Source organism: Uniformispora flossi (assembly GCF_049534875.1).
GTDB classification, from domain to species: Bacteria; Actinomycetota; Actinomycetes; order Streptomycetales; family Streptomycetaceae; genus Yinghuangia; species Yinghuangia aomiensis.
On record NZ_JBMULZ010000003.1, the window covers coordinates 280,209 to 298,695 of the forward strand.

15 protein-coding genes and 2 tRNA genes are annotated in these 18,487 nt (G+C 73.2%); 4 read left to right on the forward strand and 13 right to left on the reverse strand.

The window, feature by feature from the left end; genetic code table 11:
• Positions 1–20: 20 nt before the first annotated feature.
• A tRNA-Val gene (locus ACPA54_RS08430) sits at positions 21–92 on the reverse strand.
• A 130-nt stretch (positions 93–222) separates the two neighbouring features.
• Between ACPA54_RS08430 and ACPA54_RS08435 the strand changes: the two genes are divergently transcribed.
• Complete coding sequence (locus ACPA54_RS08435; protein WP_423528050.1) at positions 223–966, forward strand: restriction endonuclease; 744 nt, start codon at positions 223–225, stop codon at positions 964–966.
• 66 nt (positions 967–1,032) lie between these two features.
• Here the strand turns inward: ACPA54_RS08435 and ACPA54_RS08440 are convergent, their stop codons facing one another.
• The 4 genes from ACPA54_RS08440 to ACPA54_RS08455 all read right to left on the reverse strand — a co-directional run bounded on the left by ACPA54_RS08440 (position 1,033) and on the right by ACPA54_RS08455 (position 7,873).
• Positions 1,033–1,410 carry a Rieske (2Fe-2S) protein gene (locus ACPA54_RS08440; protein ID WP_345676033.1) on the reverse strand — a complete coding sequence of 126 codons (378 nt, stop codon included), beginning with the start codon at positions 1,408–1,410 and terminating at the stop codon, positions 1,033–1,035.
• 159 nt (positions 1,411–1,569) lie between these two features.
• Positions 1,570–4,443, reverse strand: a complete 2,874-nt coding sequence (locus ACPA54_RS08445; RefSeq protein WP_423528051.1) for a poly(A) polymerase — start codon at positions 4,441–4,443, stop codon at positions 1,570–1,572.
• Complete coding sequence (locus ACPA54_RS08450; protein ID WP_423528303.1) at positions 4,443–6,179, reverse strand: RNA ligase family protein; 1,737 nt, start codon at positions 6,177–6,179, stop codon at positions 4,443–4,445. Before ACPA54_RS08450 ends, ACPA54_RS08445 begins: the two co-directional genes overlap by 1 nt.
• Before the next feature lie 230 nt (positions 6,180–6,409).
• The gene (locus ACPA54_RS08455) at positions 6,410–7,873 is read right to left on the reverse strand and encodes a Cys-Gln thioester bond-forming surface protein (RefSeq protein ID WP_423528052.1); all 1,464 of its coding nucleotides are present in this window, start codon (positions 7,871–7,873) and stop codon (positions 6,410–6,412) included.
• Between the two features lie 333 nt (positions 7,874–8,206).
• On the opposite strand from ACPA54_RS08455, the gene ACPA54_RS08460 reads away from it, so the two are divergent.
• Positions 8,207–8,551, forward strand: a complete 345-nt coding sequence (locus tag ACPA54_RS08460; protein WP_423528053.1) for an SH3 domain-containing protein — start codon at positions 8,207–8,209, stop codon at positions 8,549–8,551.
• A 72-nt stretch (positions 8,552–8,623) separates the two neighbouring features.
• Here ACPA54_RS08460 and ACPA54_RS08465 read toward each other — a convergent pair.
• The 5 genes from ACPA54_RS08465 to ACPA54_RS08485 all read right to left on the reverse strand — a co-directional run bounded on the left by ACPA54_RS08465 (position 8,624) and on the right by ACPA54_RS08485 (position 12,825).
• Positions 8,624–8,696, reverse strand: a tRNA-Arg gene (locus ACPA54_RS08465).
• A gap of 44 nt (positions 8,697–8,740) precedes the next feature.
• Positions 8,741–9,592 carry an ABC transporter ATP-binding protein gene (locus tag ACPA54_RS08470; RefSeq protein WP_423528054.1) on the reverse strand — a complete coding sequence of 284 codons (852 nt, stop codon included), beginning with the start codon at positions 9,590–9,592 and terminating at the stop codon, positions 8,741–8,743.
• Complete coding sequence (locus tag ACPA54_RS08475) at positions 9,579–10,637, reverse strand: taurine ABC transporter substrate-binding protein (RefSeq protein WP_423528055.1); 1,059 nt, start codon at positions 10,635–10,637, stop codon at positions 9,579–9,581. The genes ACPA54_RS08470 and ACPA54_RS08475 overlap by 14 nt, the downstream gene beginning before the upstream one ends.
• 62 nt (positions 10,638–10,699) lie before the next feature.
• Positions 10,700–11,596, reverse strand: a complete 897-nt coding sequence (locus tag ACPA54_RS08480) for an ABC transporter permease (protein WP_423528056.1) — start codon at positions 11,594–11,596, stop codon at positions 10,700–10,702.
• Complete coding sequence (locus ACPA54_RS08485) at positions 11,593–12,825, reverse strand: LLM class flavin-dependent oxidoreductase (RefSeq protein WP_423528057.1); 1,233 nt, start codon at positions 12,823–12,825, stop codon at positions 11,593–11,595. Before ACPA54_RS08485 ends, ACPA54_RS08480 begins: the two co-directional genes overlap by 4 nt.
• 863 nt (positions 12,826–13,688) lie before the next feature.
• Between ACPA54_RS08485 and ACPA54_RS08490 the strand changes: the two genes are divergently transcribed.
• Positions 13,689–14,663 (forward strand): sigma-70 family RNA polymerase sigma factor, encoded by a 975-nt coding sequence (locus ACPA54_RS08490; protein WP_423528058.1) that lies wholly within the window; start codon positions 13,689–13,691, stop codon positions 14,661–14,663.
• A 640-nt stretch (positions 14,664–15,303) separates the two neighbouring features.
• Positions 15,304–15,528: a hypothetical protein gene (locus ACPA54_RS08495; RefSeq protein WP_423528059.1), complete on the forward strand. Its 225-nt coding sequence runs from the start codon at positions 15,304–15,306 to the stop codon at positions 15,526–15,528.
• A gap of 40 nt (positions 15,529–15,568) precedes the next feature.
• Here ACPA54_RS08495 and ACPA54_RS08500 read toward each other — a convergent pair whose 3' ends face one another.
• From ACPA54_RS08500 to ACPA54_RS08510, 3 genes are all read right to left on the reverse strand, one after another.
• Positions 15,569–16,186, reverse strand: a complete 618-nt coding sequence (locus ACPA54_RS08500) for an SAF domain-containing protein (RefSeq protein WP_423528060.1) — start codon at positions 16,184–16,186, stop codon at positions 15,569–15,571.
• Positions 16,187–17,258: 1,072 nt separating this feature from the next.
• On the reverse strand, positions 17,259–18,101 hold the full coding sequence (locus ACPA54_RS08505) for an S-methyl-5'-thioadenosine phosphorylase (protein ID WP_423528061.1): 843 nt from the start codon (positions 18,099–18,101) through the stop codon (positions 17,259–17,261).
• 15 nt (positions 18,102–18,116) lie between these two features.
• Positions 18,117–18,452 (reverse strand): FmdB family zinc ribbon protein, encoded by a 336-nt coding sequence (locus tag ACPA54_RS08510; protein ID WP_423528062.1) that lies wholly within the window; start codon positions 18,450–18,452, stop codon positions 18,117–18,119.
• Positions 18,453–18,487: the final 35 nt, after the last annotated feature.

The window sequence follows — 18,487 nt, forward strand, 5'->3', positions numbered from 1 at the left end:
ACCGGGCTTCCGGATGCGGGTGGGCGATACTGGGTTCGAACCAGTGACCTCTTCGGTGTGAACGAAGCGCTCTCCCACTGAGCTAATCGCCCGCAACAGGGACCAAGGATACGCGTAAGCGCGGAGTGGTCCGCAACCTGGTTATGCCCGCGTGAAGATCCGCGCCCCTTTGCACTACGTTCGATACTCGTCCGAACAGGTGAGATCACGGGGGAGTTGCGAGTGAGTACCGCACGGCGGCCGACACGCGGCAGTACGCGGAACCGGCCGCGGCGGACGACCCGCTCGCGCGTCCCGCGGCAGCGCCGCTCCGGCGGCGGCCCCCGCCCCGCGCGGCGCCCCCTCGGCCGTGCCCTCGCCCGGTTCTACGGCTACCTCACCGTCGCGTTCTGCGTGGCCGCGGGCGTCGCCGCGTATCTCCGGGCCTGGGAAACGCTCCTCGGCGTGTGCGCGGCAGCCGCGTTCCTGGTGGCCGTGGTGCAGGGCTTCCGCTGGATCCGGTCCGGGATCCGCGGCGCCGCGCGGTCCGCGCAACGCCGCATCGCGCGCTCGCTGGCCGCGGTCGACGCGATGGACGGCACCGCGTTCGAACACCACGTCGCCGCCCTGTGCGAGCGCGACGGCTGCACCCAGGTGCAGGTCAGCGGCGGGGCGGGCGACCTGGGCGCGGACGTCACCGGGCGGCTGCCCAACGGCCGCTTCGTGGTGATCCAGTGCAAGCGCTACGCCCCGGACCGCAGCGTGGGCAGCCCCGACATGCAGCGGTTCGTCGGCACCGCCCGCCCCGTGCACCACGCGGAGGTGGCGATTTTCGTGGCCAGTTGCCGGTTCACCGGTCCGGCCCGCGACCTCGCCCGGGGGCAGCGCATCGTGCCGGTGGACCGCGACCTCCTCGGACTGTGGATGAACGGCACCCACCTGACCTCGATCATCGCGATGACCGCCACCAGCACGACCCGCGCCTGACCGCCCTGACCGCCCTGACCGCCCTGACCGCCCTGACACCCCGGGCCGGCCGCGGCCGAAGGCCCGTCAGGCCAGCGTGATCTGGTCGCCCGTGACCGTGATCTGCTTGGCCGGCAGCGGACTGGGCGCCGGGCCGGCCTTGACCGCGGCGTCGGTGATCGAGAAGGCGCTGCCGTGGCACGGGCATTCGATCAGCCCGTCGACCACCTGGGAGACGGTGCAGCCCTGGTGCGTGCAGGTGGAGCTGAAGGCCTTGAACGTGCCGGCAGTCGGCTGGGTGACCACGACGCCCTGGCTTTCGAAGATCTTGCCGCCGCCGACCGGGATGTCGGTGGTCTTGCCGAGGGCCTGGCCGGACGCCCCGCCGGACTTCTTGCCGTCGTCGCTGCCGCAGGCGGTCAATGCCGCGCCGCCTGCCACCACCACCGCGGAAACCGCCAGCATCTGCCGCCGTCCGAGCGTGTTCTCGCCGTCCACAAGCCCTCCCTGGGCGTTCGTTCTTCGGACTCGCCGTGCCCGCGGCCCGAGGCCGCGCACGCCGTCCACACGTACGAGAACGAGGAACGGTTCGACGGGGGATGCCCCGGACGGGTGACGCGCCGGTCAGCGCAGGGTCGGGACGCTCCCTCCGTCGACGACCGCGGTGTCGGTGCCGGGCAGGTCCTTGGCCCAGCGCCGGGCGGCGTCGGCAACGGTGTCCGCGGGCAGGGGAGTGCGTCCGAGGCCGATGGCGTAGCGGACTTGCGCGGGGGTGGCGTCGTACGGGCGCGGCCACGCGTGGACGCCGTCGGCGCCGAGGTCGTCCAGCGCGCCGAGCAGGCCGCGGACCCGGCCGCGGAAACGCCCTTCGGCGACGGCGAGGGCTGTCGGCGAGTCGGCGCGGACCGTCACCGTCAGCCAGGCGGCGTGCCGGGCGTGCAGCGGCGGCGGGGCGAGCAGGTCGGGCCACGGGTCGGTGCCGTCGGCGAGCGCGGTGTCGAGGATTTCCCAGGCCCGGTACAGCTCCGCGGTCACCAGGTCGCGGCCCGCCGCGGAGACGTGCTGGGTGCAACTGCGCACCGGGGCGGTCGGGGTGAGGACGGTCAGCGGTCCCGCCGCGGGCGCCGTCGTGGCAAGCGTGGACAACGCGACCGGCTCGGCCCAGTCCCAGGACGCCCAGTCGCCGAAGAACTGCCGCAGCCGGGCGTCGGATCCGAGGGCCGGGGCGGCCGCGGCGGTGCGGGCGGCCATCAGCGTCCAGGCCAGGCCGCTGAGGCCGCCGAACGGGGCCGCGTCCAGGCCGCGGGCGCGGGCCCAGGCCTTGACGGCGCGGACCAGCGCGGCGGCTTCGTCCGCGACGCCGACGGAGTCCACCGTGCGGCGAACCGCGTCCGCGTCGGTGACCGCGCTCAGCGCCACCGCGGCGTCGTCGCCCAACTCGGCGCGCCGGACAACCGCTTCGGCAGGCGCGACGGTGCCGGTTCCGACCAGCAGCACGTCCACATGCAGGGCGCCGACGGCGAGCCGCAGGCCGGGGACGCGGGCGCCGACGACCGCGCGCACTGCCGTCGCCTCGGGCAGCGCGGCGGTGATCCGGCGCTGGACTTCCGCGGCGTCGACCTGCCCCGGCAGTGCGGCGACCAGGTCCAGGTCCGCGTTGGCGAGCGCGAGGCGCATGCGGCGCGAGCCGAAGGTGTGCACAACGCCTTCGGGCAGCGCATCGGCGATGCGTTGGGCGACCGCCGCGGCGGCGTGGTCGGCGGCCGGCGAGGCGTGGGCGGCCTCGGCACCCGGGCCGGGGTCGGCCACCGCGCGGACCTCGCCGGTGCCGAGCGCGACGGCGGCGCGGACCCGCATCGGCTCGGTGCCGCGGCGGGAAAGAACGACCAACTCGCCGACACCGAGGGCTTGGTCGCCGAGTCCGCGCAGCCTGGTCGCGGACTCCGTGGCGACGCGCTGCGGGTCGCGGCTGCGGCCCAGCGTCAGATGCGGAGTGAAGCCTTCCTGGCGGCCGCGGCAGCGCGGGAAACGGCGGCGCAGGGCCTGGTACAGGTCCTGCCACCCCGCGGTGTCGCCGGCCGGGTCGAGCCAGACCGTGGCGTCGTCGCGGTGGCCGAAGGTGTGGACGCCGTCGAGCCGGACCTCGAAGGGCGTGACCTCGGCGGCGGCTTCGGCGAGGAGCGGGAGCGCACGGTCGAACTCCGCCTCGGCGACGAACCCGAAGAGCACGTTCACGTGCGGCGGCCAGCGGTGGACCGCCGGGTCGTGCGCGGTGCGCACGTCCTGGATCGCCGGCCACACCTCGTCCGGCGGCAGCCACGCCACCGCGGTGCGGGCGGTGGGCGGCGCGTCCAGGACGCTTCCCGCGGCCACGTCCGCGGGCACCAGCGCGACCGCGACCCCGTAATGGTCCGACACGAACAGCCCGTCTTCGGCCGGGACATCGCCGATCAGTCCGGCGGACGCCGGATGCAGGCCCGCGCCCGGGCCGGACCCGCCGACCTCCCGCAGCAGCACGCGGTCGAGACGCTGCGCGCGGCCGGTCAGCGACGACAGGGCGGCCAGCGGGTTCGCACCCGGGTCGAAGGTCGGTGTGCCGTCGGCCGGGCCGCGGACTTCCGTCCAGGCGTCGCGCATACCCAGCGAGACCGCGGGAAGGTCGGTGCCGTCGTTGAAGTCGCCGAGCAGCAGGGCCTCGCCCTCGACATCTGCCAACGCCTCCGCGAGAAGCGTGAGTTCCTCGTTGCGGCGGGCCTTTGCGCTCTCCGTGTGGTTGCTGGTCAGGTGGGTGGTGGTGACGACCAGGGGTCCGGACGGCGCGTCGACGGTGATCGCGAGGGCGGCCTTGTGCGAGCCCAGCACCAGTTCGCCGGTTTCGCGGACGGGGAAGCGGCTGAGCAGCAGGAGGCCGGTGTCGTCCACGTCCCGGGGGCTGCCCGGGTCGGTGGTCAGCGTGTAGGCGGCCTGCACCCACGGGGCGGCGGCGAGCAGGGTGACGAGGTCCGCCTCGACTTCCTGCAGCGCGATCACGTCGGCGTCGGCCGCCCGCAACGCGTCGAGCAGCGCCAGGCGGCGGCGCGCGGTGTCGAGGCGCTCGCCGTCGTAGCGGTCCCACAAGGTGTTCCAGGTCAGGACGCGAAAGCCGGTCGCCGTCGACGGAGCGGCCTGCGGGGCTGCCTCGGCCTGCCAGGCGCGGCCGTCCCAGGTGAAGGCCGGACGCGCCGTGAAATGCGGGGCGCGCAGGCGGCGGGGTGCTCGGGCCAGGCCCGCGCCGGTCTTGCCGACCACGTCCACGCCCGACTCGCGGTCCCACACCCGCTCGCCGTCGGCCTCGATGAACACCACGCGGTGCCACGGGATCTCGCCGCCGGGCACGAACGCAGGCAGCGGCACCCGCTTGGGCTCCTTGCCGCGGCGGCTCACGCCCAGCACGAACCGGGCCGGGTCGAACCGCGCGTCCCAGCGGACCCGGTGGTAGATCTCCTCGCTGGTACGCATCAGTCCTCCGCGCCGCCCGACAACCCGTCGGTGTCGTCCACCGTGCCGTCCGCCCCGATGTACCACGTCCGGTGCGCCTCGCCGGGGTACGGCGGCGAGAACCGGTGCGCCTGCGCGTCCAGCACCCCCGCCGGCACCGCGTGGTCCCGCGCGCCGTTGCGGAGCGCGGCGGTCGTCCCGTCGACCAGCAGGACCGCGTGCGTGACCAGCGCGTCCCGGCGGTGTGCCACGCCGTGCACGGCCGCGCGCTGCGGGCGGACGAGCGAGGTGGCGTCCCATACCACTGTGCCGCCGCGGGCCAGGGCGGCGTCGAGCCGGTCGCGGGCGTGGCGGAGCACGTCGCTGTTGGCCCGCTGGTCCGCGCGGGCGCCGCGGTCTTCGCGGAGGTCGTCCAGGCCGACGACGGTGTCGACGTCCGGGAGCCCGCGGGCGAACCGGCTCTTGCCGCTGCCGGACGGGCCGACCAGGTGGATCAGCCGCGGAAACTCCCCGGACCGGTACCGCCACGTCGCCGCCACGGCGTCGTCGGGGCCGACGACGCGGCCGTCCGCATGCAGCTCCCGGGCCTCGGCCCAGCAGCGGTCCGCGGCGTCCGGTGGGAGGCCGGCCAGAGCCGTGCCGATGCCGCTCCGGAGCCCGGCGAGCGGGTCCTCGCCGAGCAGCCCGGCGTCCTCCGCGACCAGGGCCGACCAGTCGACCTGCTCGCGGGCCTCGTCCGCTTCCGGACCCTGCGCGCCGCAGAGCGCGGCTCGCGCCACCGCGTGCAGGACCCCGAGGTCGGCGGCGAACGCCATCCGGGTCAGCCCGGCGCGCCGGTGCTCGTCGGGGAACGGATGGCGCAGCCGTTTCTGCAGTCCGACGAGGTCGGCGACGCGGCGGGCGAGCGGCATGCCGAGGACGGCGGGCAGGCGCCGGGCGAGGTCGCCGCGGTGGCCGCGGTGCAGGAACGCGGCGAGGACGCCCGCCAGGCGGGTGTCCCCGGTGCGGCCGAGGCCGTCGAGGCGCGCGACGGCGTCGGCGACGTCGGATCGGCCGGCCGGTTCGTGGGTGCCCAACACGTCGGCCAATGCGAGGAGATCGGGTTCCGCACCGGACCGGACGTCCCACAGCGGCGCCTGCGGGCCCAGGCCGTTGGGCACGACGTCCGCGAACATCCAGTGGGTGTCGGTCTGCACGTGGCGTGCCCGTACCCACTTGGCGACGTGGTGCCCGAACGCGTCGCGGGGGAAGCCGTCGACGGTGCGGACGACGTAGCCTTCCTGCCGCTGTGTGTCCAACGGGAGTTTCCGCAGGGCGCGTTCGTCGAAGACGCCGCGCCACAGCACCGGCGGTGCGGGAATGCCGAGGCGGCGCAGGAACCGGACGGTGGCGTCCCAGGGCAGGCAGCGGTCGGCGGCGTCCCAGACGGAGAAGCCGTAGAACCAGCTGTCGAGGGCGTCGTAGGCGAGCGAGTGGCGTGCGTACATGTTCTCGCCGCAGATGCGCCATCCGGCGGGGATCCCGGCGCCGACCCGGCCTTGCAGGCCTTTGACCCAGGCCCGGGACGGGTGGTGCGCGGAGTCGACCGAGCGGGCGTGCAGGCCGTCGGCGTACAGCGTGGTGTTCTCGCCGTCGAGCTTCTCGGTGACCACGACTTCGCGTCCGACCAGCCCGGCGAGGTCCCCCGCGCGCACATCGTCCGCGGTCGCCCCCGGCGACCAGGGCACATGCCCGGTCCGTGGATACGCCACCCGCACCACAGCTCTGCCCTCAGCCTTCCCGTCGGACCGTCACCCACCGGCACCGCACGTCGAATTCCGGCCCGTCGACTGTAGGAGCGCGGGGGCGGGGGTCTCCAGCGAATATCGGGGCCGGGTCCTGCCGGCCGACGCAGGCAGGGCCCGCCTCGGTGACCGAGGCGGGCCCTGCGCTGTATTTGTGGCTACGGGTCTACTGAGCTACTGGACCCACGGGTTCGGCCTATTCCTCAGACCGCGCGGTTCCCGCCGGTCCGGCGCTTGACCAGAAACACCGCGCCGCCGCCCGCGAGCAGCAGACCGCCCGCGATACCGGCCAGCAGGCCGTTGTTCGAGCCGGAGCCGCCGGTCTCGGCCAGGCTCGGGCCGCTCGGGCTCGGCTGCGGCGCCGTCGTGGCGGGCTGCTCTTCCTGCTCCTCGGCGGGCTGGTTCGGCGTCGGGACCTCCTCGTCGACGACCGGCGGCGGGGTCTCGCAGTCCCGCTTGCCCGCGAACGTCTTCTCGAAGCCCTCCGGGCCGGTCACCTTCACCGTGTAGTCGGTGTCCTCGGCGACCTTGACCACCTGCTTCTTGGTCCCGCCGGCCGGGACCGTCACCTTCGTGTCGCCGACCTGGAAGTCCGCGGGTGCCTTGCCGGTGTTGGTCAGCGTGACGACCAACCCGCCCTGTGCGCAGTCGATTTCACTGGTCGCTCCGGGCACCGGCTTGGGCTGCGGCGCCCACGTGAACGAGCCCTTCGCGCTTGCCTTCACCTCGGACGCGCCCGCGCTGATCAGTGTCTGCGTGTCCTTGCGGTCCTTGCCGACGAAGACGCGGCCGATGCTGATCGCCGTCTTCGTCTCGGCGGTGACCTCCAGCTTGCCCGCGGCCGTACCGGCCGGGACCTTCGCGTACAGCTCGGTGCCGTTCTTCGCGTCCGCGACCGGCTTGCCGTCCTTGCCGACGAGCGAAACACCCTCGGGCGCCTGGCCCTTGACCTTGACGGTCACCGGACCGGTGGCGTTGGTCGCCACCTTCAGCGGGCCGATCGGCTGGTCGCCCGGCGCGCCCTGCGCGGCGTTCGGCTCCAGCCGCAGCGACGGCTTGGGCTCCTCGAGACCGGTGTTCTTCGCACCCGTCAGGTACGTGTACAGCTTGAGGACCTCGGCGGCCTGCTTGTCGCCCTGCTGGTCCTTGCCGGGCAGCTGGGCGCCGTTGCTGTAGTGCCAGATCGCCGCCTGCGTCGCCGCGACCGCCTCGGGAACGTCCAGCTGCCCCTTGGTGATTCCGGCCGCGCCGGCCAGCGAGTCGAGGTCGCCGATCTTCGGGTACGAGTTGTTCAGCACCCAGTTGATGCGCCGCGTCTTGTCCGAGTCGTTGAGCCAGGAGTCGCTCCACGACCCTTCCCGGTACTCCGACGCCGCCTTGATCTTGGTGGCCAGGTCGATGCAGTAGACCTTGACGACGTCGCCGTCGGCCTTGAGCTTCTTCAGGTTCGTGACCGGGTGGCGCCACTCGAACGCCCCCGGCTTGCCTTCCACGGGAACCTTCAGCCAGACGCTGCCCCGGGTCCCGTCGACGCTGCCGTCGTACTTGGCCGTCGTCCCGATCTCGGCCGTGGCCGTCCCCGCGGCGAACAACACCGCCGCAACCGTCGCCCCCGCGACCGCCGCAGCTGTTCCCGCCCGGGACGCAGCCCTGTGTGCCAGCACCATAAAAGAGAGACTCCTCGCGAATTGCGGCAACCCATGCTTCCCCAGGCCCCATCCGCCCCAGGACACCCATAAGCCACCCGCGCCTACCCTCTGCCGCCGCCGGGTCGGGGGTCTATTACGCGAAGCGCGAATCTGCCGCGCAATCGGGTGAGTGGGGATTGGATGCCGCAACTGCACCAAGTGCAAGGCCCTTTGGTGGCGCCCAAGACGCCGCAACGACCGCGTGATTCGGCTATCTGCGGCTCTGGTCATTGGCCAATGATGTGCGCATTGCACTCAGCGTAGGGCCCACGCTGCGATCTGCTTCCAAGATCTGCTTCCAAGGAGTCCCGGATGAAGAAGCTCGGCCGCAGGATGGCTGCCGCGACGGCCACGGTGTCCTTGTTCGTGGGGGCGGGCATCGCCCTGGCGCCGTCGGCCTCGGCCGTCGACAACTCGCTGTGCAACCTGCGCAACGACAGGGACCACACCGCGAAGATCACCGGCAACAACGTGAACCTGCGCAAGACGAAGGGGACGTACAAGTCCCCGATCCTGCGTGTCCTGCAGAAGAACGCCAAGGTCACGGTCTACTGCACCGGTTTTGTCGTCGCCGACCAGGACTTCCAGGTCTGGTACTACGTGAAGCACAACGCGACCGGCATCAGGGGTTGGGTGCTCTCCAACTACGTCTCGTGACGCCGTTCCGCCGACCCTCCGCATGAAACACAAAACCCCAGGTCAGAGGCTATCTGACCTGGGGTTGCCGTGTGCCCCAGGCAGGATTCGAACCTGCGACACCCGCTTTAGGAGAGCGGTGCTCTATCCCCTGAGCTACTGAGGCTTCCGGGACAGGGTAGCGGACGGCGTGCGAGGGCCGGTTCCGGTTTACCGGGCGGCGGGGCCGCGCAGCGCCGCGGAGAGCTCGGCGCGGAGGCGGGCGAATTCGGCCGTGCCGCGGAGGGCGGGCACGTCGGTATCGGCGTTGCGGGGCAGGGGAATCGGGAGGTCGGCGGCGATCCGCCCCGGGGACGCGGCCATGACCAGGACGCGGGAGCCGAGCAGGACCGCCTCGTCGGCGGAGTGCGTGACGAAGACGACCGTGGTGCGGGTCCGGGCCGCGAGGGTGCGCACTTCCTCCTGGAGCCGCTCGCGCGTCAGGGCATCGAGCGCGGCGAACGGTTCGTCGAGCAGCAGCAGACGCGGCTCGGCGGCGAGCGCACGGGCGATGGCCACCCGCTGCTGCTGCCCGCCGGACAGCTCCCAGACCCGGCGGTGGGACATCCCGGGCAGCCCCACGCGGTCCAGCAGCTCCTCCGCCCGGGCCGCGCGTTCCGCGTGCGGGACGCCGTGCCGCGCAAGGGCGAAGGTCAGGTTCCCGCCCACGGTGCGCCACGGGAACAGCCGCGGCTGCTGGAAGACGACGCCGATGCCCCGGCCGGGCACCGGCGCGGCGCCGTGCACCCGGGCGGTGCCCGTCGCGGGCTGCGCGAAGCCCGCGACGACGCGCAGCAGGGTGGTCTTGCCGCAGCCCGACGGGCCGACCAGCACCGCGAACTCGCCCTCCCGCACGGTCAACGACACGTCCGACAACGCGTCGACCGGCACGGCACGCGCCCGCCGGAACCTCCCGCCGCCGTCCCCGAACCGGACCGTCACCCGGTCGATGACGACCACCGGAGCATCGTCAGTACCCGCGGCGTTGGCCGTCCGCGGCGTCGGCAGCTCAGCCGCGGGCACGTGAGAGCTCCTCGGCCGCGAGCGCCGCCGCGAACACCGACGCGTCCGGGACCGCATCGATCTTCTGCTGGCTCTTCAGGAACACCGCGGCGTCGTGCAGGTTCTGCGCGAGCTTCCCCGGCGCGCCCGGCGTGCCCAGGTAGTCCGCGCCGGTCTGCTCGGCGGCGTCCAGCAACACCAGCTGCTTGAGCTGGGTTTCGGCGTCGGCAGGGCTGATGTTCAGCTGCTTCGCGATGGACGCCGCGGCCTGCGCCGGGTCGGACTTGGCGAGCTTGACCGCCTGGTCCTCGGCCTTGAGCCACGCGGTGACGACCTCGGGGTGGTCCTTGGCGAACTTGTTCGTCACTACCCCGAGATCCGCGGTGCGCTTGCCCTGGTCGGCGAGTTGGCGGCTGGTGACTAGCACCTTGCCGTCCTTCTCCAGCTCGCCGAGCGTCGGCGTCCACGTGTACGCGGCGTCGATGTCGCCGCGCTTCCACGCCGCGAGCGCGTCCTGCGGCTGGAGGTCGATGACGTTCACCTTGGCCGGGTCCACGCCGGCGCCTTGCAGCGCGGCCAGCAGCGAGTAGTGCGCGGTGGAGCCGAACGGCGTGGCGACCTTCTTGCCCGCGAGCTGCTTGATGTCCGTGATGCCGCCGCGCGCGACCAAGGCCTCGTTGTCGCCGATCAGGTCGTGGATCCACAGCACCTTGTAGGGGATGTTCAGCGGCGCGGACAGGCCCTTCGTCACCGGGCTCGACCCGGCCAGCCCGAAGTCCACGGAACCGGCGATGACCGCGGTGTTCACGTCGCCGCCGGAGTCGAACTTGACCCACTTCACGTCGGCGTCCGGCAGCGCCTGCTCCAGCAGCTTGCGGTCCTTGACGACCAGGTCCGCGTTGGGGATCTCCTGGTACGCGATGCGGACGGTGACTCTGCCCTTGCCGCCGGCACCTTCGGACTTGCCGTCGCCGTCGCCGCCGCACGCGGTGAGCGAGACGGCGAGCACGGCGGTCACGGCGCTCGCGGCGAGCGACAGGGCACGACGGCGGGGGAATGCGGGCATGGCGACTCCTTGGGGAATGGGGTGACGAGAGCGAGAGGACGTGCGGAGAGGGGCGGGCCGGCTCAGGCGCGGCCGCGCCAGGGGACGAGAAGTCGTTCGGCGCCGCGCAGCAGGGCGTCCAGGACGATCCCGGAGAGGCCGATCGCGATGATGCCGACGATGACGACCGAGGTCTGGTTGTAGCGCTGGGCGTCGCGGATCATGCCGCCGATCCCGGGGACGCCGTTGATGGTTTCCGCCGCGACGACCGAGGTGTAGGCGACGCCGACCGCGATTCGGACTCCGGTGAGGATCTCCGGCAGCGCGGACGGCAGCACCACGCCGCCGAGCGTCGACCAGCGCCGGGCCCCGAGCGCCCGGGCGGCTTCCAGCAGGTCCCGCGGCACGCCGCGCACGGCCGCCGCGGTGGCCGCGGCAATCGGCGGCAGCGCGGCGATGACGAGCAGCCAGATCTTCGGCGACTCGTCGATGCCGAACCAGATGACCAGCAGGCTCAGATAGGCGAGCGGCGGCAGCGTCCGCAGGAACGTCACCGCGGGCTCCAGGACCACGGCCACCGGCCGAAGCAAGCCGATCGCGACGCCGAGCGGGACGCCGAACAGCACCGCGTACCCCGTCCCGATCCCGATCCGGCGCAGGCTTACGGCCAGGTGCTCGATCAGCAGATGGTCGCCGTAGCCGCGGACCCCGTCGTGCGTGGTCGAGGTGAGGATGAACTGGTGCCAGACCTCACCCGGCGACGGGACGAGGACACGCGGCCACACTTCCAGCACGACCACGAGCTGCCAGGCGGCCAGCAGCACCCCGAGGGCGACGAGGCGCAGGGCGGCCCAGTGGAGGGGCTTCCAGCGAAGGAGGGCGAGGAGGCGGGAAGGGGTGGGGGCGGAGTCGGGGGCGCCCGGGGTGTCGGTGGGCGGGCCGGAGGTGGGCGGAGCCGAGTCTGCCGTGGTGGTGGTCATTGCGCGGGTCCCGCGTCCGCGGTTTTCGCGGCGCCGATCAAGTCCCTGACGCGCGGGACGACTTCCTCGCCGACCCGATAGGCCTCTTCCAGGTGCGGATAGCCGGACAGGACGAACTCGTCGATGCCGAGCGTCCGGTACTCGGCGAGCCGGCCGGCCACCTCGTCGTGCGACCCGACCAGCGCTGTGCCGGCGCCCTCGCGGACCAGGCCGATGCCCGCCCACAGGTTGGGGGCGACCAGCAAGTCCTGAGCGTGGGAAGGGGTTTCGCCTTGGTGGAGGGCGGTCATGCGAGCTTGGCCGGTGGAGTCCATGGTGGCGAAGCGGGTCTGGGACGCGCGTACCGCATCGGGGTCGAGCCCGGCCAGGATGCGCTCGGCCTCGGCCCACGCCTCGGCGGACGTGTCGCGGGTGATGACGTGCAGGCGCAGGCCGAAGCGGAGGTCGTCCCGTCCGGCGTTGGCCCGCAGCCGGTCGATGCGCTCGGCGAGAGCGGACGGCGGTTCGCCCCAGAGGAGTTGGACGTCCGCGCGGCGTGCCGCGACGGCCTCGGCGGCGGCGGAAGCCCCGCCGAAGTAGAGCGGCACGGGGTGTTTGACGGCCGGATCGGCCAGCTGGGCGCCTTCCAAGTGGACGTACGCGCCCGCGACGTCGACGCGTTTGCCGTCGAGGAGTGCCCGGAGCGCGGCCATGTACTCGTCGGTGCGGGCGTAGCGCTCGTCGTGTGCGAGGTGGTCGCCGTACGCGCGCTGCTCGGCGGGGTCGCCGCCGGTCACCACGTTGAGCCGGAGCCGCCCGTGAGCGAACTTGCGGAAGGCATCGGCCTGTTGGGCGAGCAGCGTGGGACTGGCGAAGCCCGCGCGGAACGCCACCAGGAAGCCGATGCGCTCGGTGTGCTGGGTCAGTGCGGACGCCAGGATCCACGGATCGACGCAGCCCAGGCCGACCGGCGTCAGCAGCGCCGCAAAGCCGGCCTGCTCGGCGGCCTGCGCCACCTGCGCGAGGTAGCGCAGGTCGGCGGGACGCCGGGTCGCCGCCCGGGTGCGGCCCTGGACGGCGGTGACCCCGCCGGGGTCCCGGCCGTCACCGCCGGTGGGGAGGAACCAGTGGAAGACGGGGGCGGTGGGGTTGTCGTTGTCTTCGGGTCCGTGCCCGGCTTGGTGTGGTCCGGGCTCGTGTTGTCCGTGTTGTTCGGGCTCGTGCGAAGGGCGGGCGGGGGTGGCGGGCATGCGGAACCTCGGGGGGCTGGGTCGCGAAGCGACGGCGAAGTCGTCCGGAGGGTGAGGCGGGGCGGGTGCGGGCAGGCGGGGACGCCGGGCTCGGGTACGCGACGGCACGGCCTCATGCAGCACCGCACGGTGTTGCGTCGGGCTGACGGGCCTTGTCGGGCGGGCGGTGCCGTCGTCGCGGGCGCGGAAGTGTCGGCGGCCCGGAACCCGGCTGCCGGCGTGGGGGATCAGATGGAGCGTGCGGGGTGGCGGTGTGGCGCGCACCTCCGCGCGCATCGACAACCGTCGGACGTGGTGCCCGGGGGCGACGCTCCGGCGGTCAGACGCGGGCGGCGCGACAACAGCGCCGGGCATCGGCCGCGCCCGGACACATCATGGTCGCGACACGCAGCAGGTCCACGTGGCGACGGGAGATGAGTGCGGGGGCCATGCGGCGATGATGCTGAGCCGCGGCGGCGTGCGGCAAGCACGGACCGCATGCTGGTACAGAATCCCGCGATACGGACGGCTGATCTCCATATGCGGACACTCGGGCCCCCTGTGACGGTTTTTCGCCACAGGTGCGGATGCACGGCGCGGGGTCGGGCAGGAACACGGAGAGGCTTTCGGCCGTTACCAGGTCAGAGCCCCGGGGAAGGCGAGGCGGCGCGGAGGACGGACGCGTCGGCGCTGTCGACCGTTGCCGGATTCGGCGGGTGGCAGGAATGGGCGCGCCGCGTGCGGGAAGCCGGAGCGGGGTGCACGGGCCCAGGAGGTGGCCGCCGGGCGGCCAACCTATCGAGAGTACACCTGCGGACGGAATATCACAGGACCATCGCTTGTTGGGCAAATACGACGAACGCTAAGGAAAGCGAGGGTCACAGATGCCGACCACACGGGGCGTTGCCCGTCAGGGAGCCGATCGGGTTGCAGCCTCGCGCACGCGGAAGGCCGCGGACGCGGAGCGCGACACGGTCGGTGTGTACCTCGACGAGATCAGCCGTACGCCGCTGCTCGACGCTGCGCGCGAGGTGGAACTGTCGCAGGCCATCGAAGCCGGCCTGTACGCGGAACACCTGCTGGAAGAAGGCGCGCTGCCGAAGGGCGCGTCCGAGGGCGAACTGAGGGCACTGGTCGCCGAAGGGCACCGGGCGAAAGACGAGTTCATTCGCGCGAACCTCCGCCTGGTGGTGTCCGTGGCGCGGCGCTACCCGCGCAGCGGCATGCCGTTCCTGGACCTGGTGCAGGAGGGGAACGTGGGGCTGGTCCGGGCGGTCGAGAAGTTCGACTACCTGAAGGGCTTCAAGTTCTCGACCTACGCGACGTGGTGGATCCGTCAGGCCATCACCCGCGCGATGGCGGACCAGGCGCGGACCGTGCGGCTGCCCGTCCACCTGGTCGAGGAACTCGGCAAGATCCGCCGCGTCCAGCGCGAGTTCGCCCGCGACCACGGCCACGAACCGGAGTTCCCGGAGATCGCCGCGATCCTGGGCAGCACGCCGGAGCGCGTCGCCGACGTCCTCGGGTGGGCGCGCGACCCGATCAGCCTGGACAGCCCGGTGGGCGACGACGGCGAGACCGAACTCGGCGAACTCGTCCAGGAAACCGACCCGGTGACGCCGGAAGACGTCGCCTTGGCCACCATGGAGCGCCGCCAGATTGCCGACCTCGTCGCGCACCTGGACACCCGCACGGCGACGATCATGAAGGCTCGCTACGGCATGCTCGACGGCAAGCAGCACACGCTGACCGAAGTCGGCAAACAGCTCGGCCTCACCCGCGAGCGCATCCGCCAGATCGAGAAGCAGGCCTTGGTCGAACTCCGTCACCTGGCCACCGAACAGGGCTTGGCCGCCTGACCGACCACCACCACCCCACCCAGCACCACCGCATAACCCGCGCCCGGGAGACTTCCCGGGCGCGCGGTGTTGTGTGGGGGACGTCGGACGCCGCGGCCCAGATGGCCGAACCGCCACGCGGCCGCCTCACTCGGCCCGCCGCCTCACGCGGCCGCCTCACTCGGCCCGCCGCCTTACGCGGCCGCCTCACTCGGCCCGCCGCCTTACGCGGCCGCCTCACTCGGCCCGCCGCCTTACGCGGCCGCCTCACTCGGCCCGCCGCCTCACGCGGCCCCTCACTCGGCCCACGGCCTCTCCCGGCCCCCACCGCCGCCCTCGCCCCCTATTCCCGCCCGTTGCGGCTTTCCGACTCGACTGCGTCGGCGTGGGTGCGCAGGCATGACGAGAGCGGCGGCGGTGGCCGATGATCCAGTAGCCGCCAGCCGCCAGCCGCCAGCCGCCAGCCGCCAGCCGCCAGCCGCCAGCCGCCAGCCGCCAGCCGGTCGCGCCGCTGTGCGGACGTCTCCAACCCGCCCCGACCCGGTTCCGCGACACCGCCGTCCCCGGCTCGGCCGCGAGTTCCGTAGCCTGGGAGTCCTGAACACGAGCCGCCGGGAGCCGACGGTCTCGTCCTCACACCGAACGAATCCGGAGCCTTCTCATGGCCGACCCCGCGCGTCCCGCCGACGGACCCGAGCCGTCCGCGGACGCGGCCGCGAGCGGTACGCCCGCGCGCAAGCCCGCCGCGCGCGACCGGTTCGGGTGGGACGACCTGCTGCCGGACCGCACCAGCGACGAGCGTGACGCGACCTGGGGCGAGAGCCGTTCCAACGACGCCGCCGACATCCGCCGGTTCCTCGACGAGAAGCCCCCGCACCACCTGTAGCCGCCGACGCGCCCGCATCACCGTCCGCGCGACCACCACCTCACTTGGCCACCCCCGGCCCGCTGGTGGACGTGTGTATGACGTACGTCAGCGGCGCCGTCGCCGCGGCCCCGGCCAAGACCGCCGCAGTATCCGGCGGGACGTCCAGGACCAGCAGGCCGCCGACCCGGTCCGGCCCGCCGTCGGGGCGAGCCAGCACCGTCGCATCGCGCGCCACCACGCGCGCCGGGGCGGGAGGACCGCTCGGCCGCACCGCAGCCGAAATCGACACCGCGTCGCCGGGGGGACCGGCCAAGACGTCCACGCGATCGCCCGGGAGCAGCAACCGGGCCGCTTCCGCGTCGGCGAAGCGCACCGGGAGCGCGACGCCGCCCGGCGATCCGCGCAACTGCGGTCCCACCAGCCGGACATCGGTGATCGGTTCGCCGCGCCGCACCGCCGCGGCGAGGGCACGGCCACCGGTGTCCGCAGCCTGCCGCAAGGCGCGCGTCGGCACGAGGTCGGCGGGAAACCGGGCGACCCGGACGTCGCGCGGTCCCGGTACCGCCCCGGTGTCCAGATCACGTGCGGCCGTGAGCACCGGGACCGTGTGCGGGCCCAGCGGACGCGCCACCGCCAGGGCCGCCGCGACGGCGATCGCGGCGCAAGCCGCAGCCAACGGACGCCGGTACCGTGCCACCCAACGCCGCACCACGCGGATCCGCCCCCGCGCCGACGACGGCCCCGGCACCGAAGCGCCACGCGGGCCCGCGCCCCGGAGCCGCCCACCTGCCCCGAACGACGACGTGCTGCGGACCATGACAACCCCCGAGTCGGATACGCGGACGCCCAGTCGCGCCGCGCATCCAGACTGCGGGCCCGGCGCGCCCGCACCGGACGAAAAACCCCACGTTGTGGATAACCACAGCCTGTGGACAACGGAATCACACGAGTGAGTGATTGCGGCCCGACGGCGGCTGTGCAGGCGCGCGGACGACGGAGCCCCGGACTCGTTCGGCAAGCTCGTGAACGGCCGATGGACGAGCATGTCCGCGGCCACCGCCACGTCGCGCCCGTGGGTGACCCGGGAGCGGCGACTCGCCCCAGCCGCGAGGCGCCCGGGCTGCGGAGGGCAGGCCCAAGCAGCCGGCCCCGCGGTTCCCCGCGACACACCCGGCGCCCCGGCACACGAGGCGCCCGGCTGCGGGCGACACCGGCCGGGCAGCCGCGGCCACGCTGCAACGCGCCCGCTTCAACGCGCTCTCACGGACAGACCTGGCGATGCTCCAACGGGCACGACGCCCACCGCCACGTCGCGCACCGCCGCGCCCCCCACGCAACCCCACCACGATCGGTCGCCCGCACACGCCGAAATCAACACGCCCATCCCCACGAGCCGCCTCGGCACCGGCGCTCTAGCCACCCCCACCAGCCGGTCACCACCCGGCATGCCGCACTCGCCCCAGCCTCCGGCCGACCGCACGCCGAACCCCTCACCACGACGCCGCGCACGCTCGACGGCCCGGCGGCTCGCCCGACCTCCCGCCGAGCCGATCCAGCCCGAGCCGATCCTGTGCCGACCGACCCCCCAACCCGCTCACCCTCAACCCCAACGCAAAACGGGCCCCCGCCCCCGAGCAGACAACCTCTGCCCGGTTCCGAGAACCCGCCTCACCCAACCGCAGAACGCAAGCCGCGCAACCGCAAGCCGCGCGACCACCAAACCGCACAGACCGCAGGCCCGGCATCCCTCACACCGGCCGCGGCACATCCTCCGCCCCGCACGCGCACACCCGCTCCACCGGCATGCCCGCCACCACGTCGAACAGCAGCGTCCGCAGCCGTCCCACGTTCTTGGCGAAGACCTCCAGCACCTCCGCGTGCGTCACGCCCTCGCCCGCTTCGACGCCCGCGTCGAGGTCGGTGACCAGCGCCATCGCCGTGAAGCAGAGGCCCAGCTCGCGGGCCAGCACCGCTTCCGGGTGGCCCGTCATGCCGACGACCGACCAGCCCTGCGCCGCGTACCAGCGCGACTCGGCGCGGGTGGAGAACCGCGGGCCCTCGATGACGACCAGCGTCCCGCCGTCGACCGGCTCCCACTCCCCGGCGCGGGCCGAAGCGATCGCGACCGCGCGGCCCGACGGGCAGTACGGATCGGCGAACGACGTGTGCACCACCGGCGCCGGCGGCTCGTCGAAGAACGTCTGCACGCGCGCCGACGTCCGGTCCACCAGCTGGTCCGGCACCACGAGCGTGCCCGGGCCCAGCTCGGCGCGGAGTCCGCCGACCGCGCACGGCGCGAGGACCTGCGTCACCCCGGCGGCGCGGAGCGCCCACAGGTTGGCGCGGTAGTTGATGCGGTGCGGCGGGATCGTGTGGTCGCGTCCGTGCCGCGGCAGGAACGCGACGCGGCGGCCGCCGATGTCGCCGAAGAACAGCGCGTCGCTCGGCGCGCCGTAGGGCGTGTCGATCCGCACTTCCACGACGTTGTCGAGGAACGAGTAGAACCCCGACCCGCCGATCACGCCGATCTCGGCAGGCGGCACCTCGGCGGGCAGCACGCCGTGCGCCGAAACCGCGGGCGCGGTCGTCATCCCGGCCCCGCCCGCTCAGGACCCCGTCGAAGCCGTCGACGTGCTCGACGACGAAGACGACGAAGACGAGGAAGACGACGTGGACGACGAAGTCGAAGACGACGAGGACGAGTCCGAAGACGACGACCCCGACGAAGAAGACGAAGCCGCCGGCACCGTCGACGAGCTGGACGACCCCCGGCTGTCCGTCCGGTAGAAGCCGGAGCCCTTGAACACGACTCCGACAGCCGAGAACACCTTGCGCAGGCGGCCCTGGCAGGCCGGGCACTCGGTGAGAGCGTCGTCTGTGAACTTCTGGACGGCCTCAAGCCCCTCGCCGCAAGCGGTGCACTGGTACTGGTACGTCGGCACGGTCAGGTCCTCCTTCGCAAGACAGGTGCTGGCAC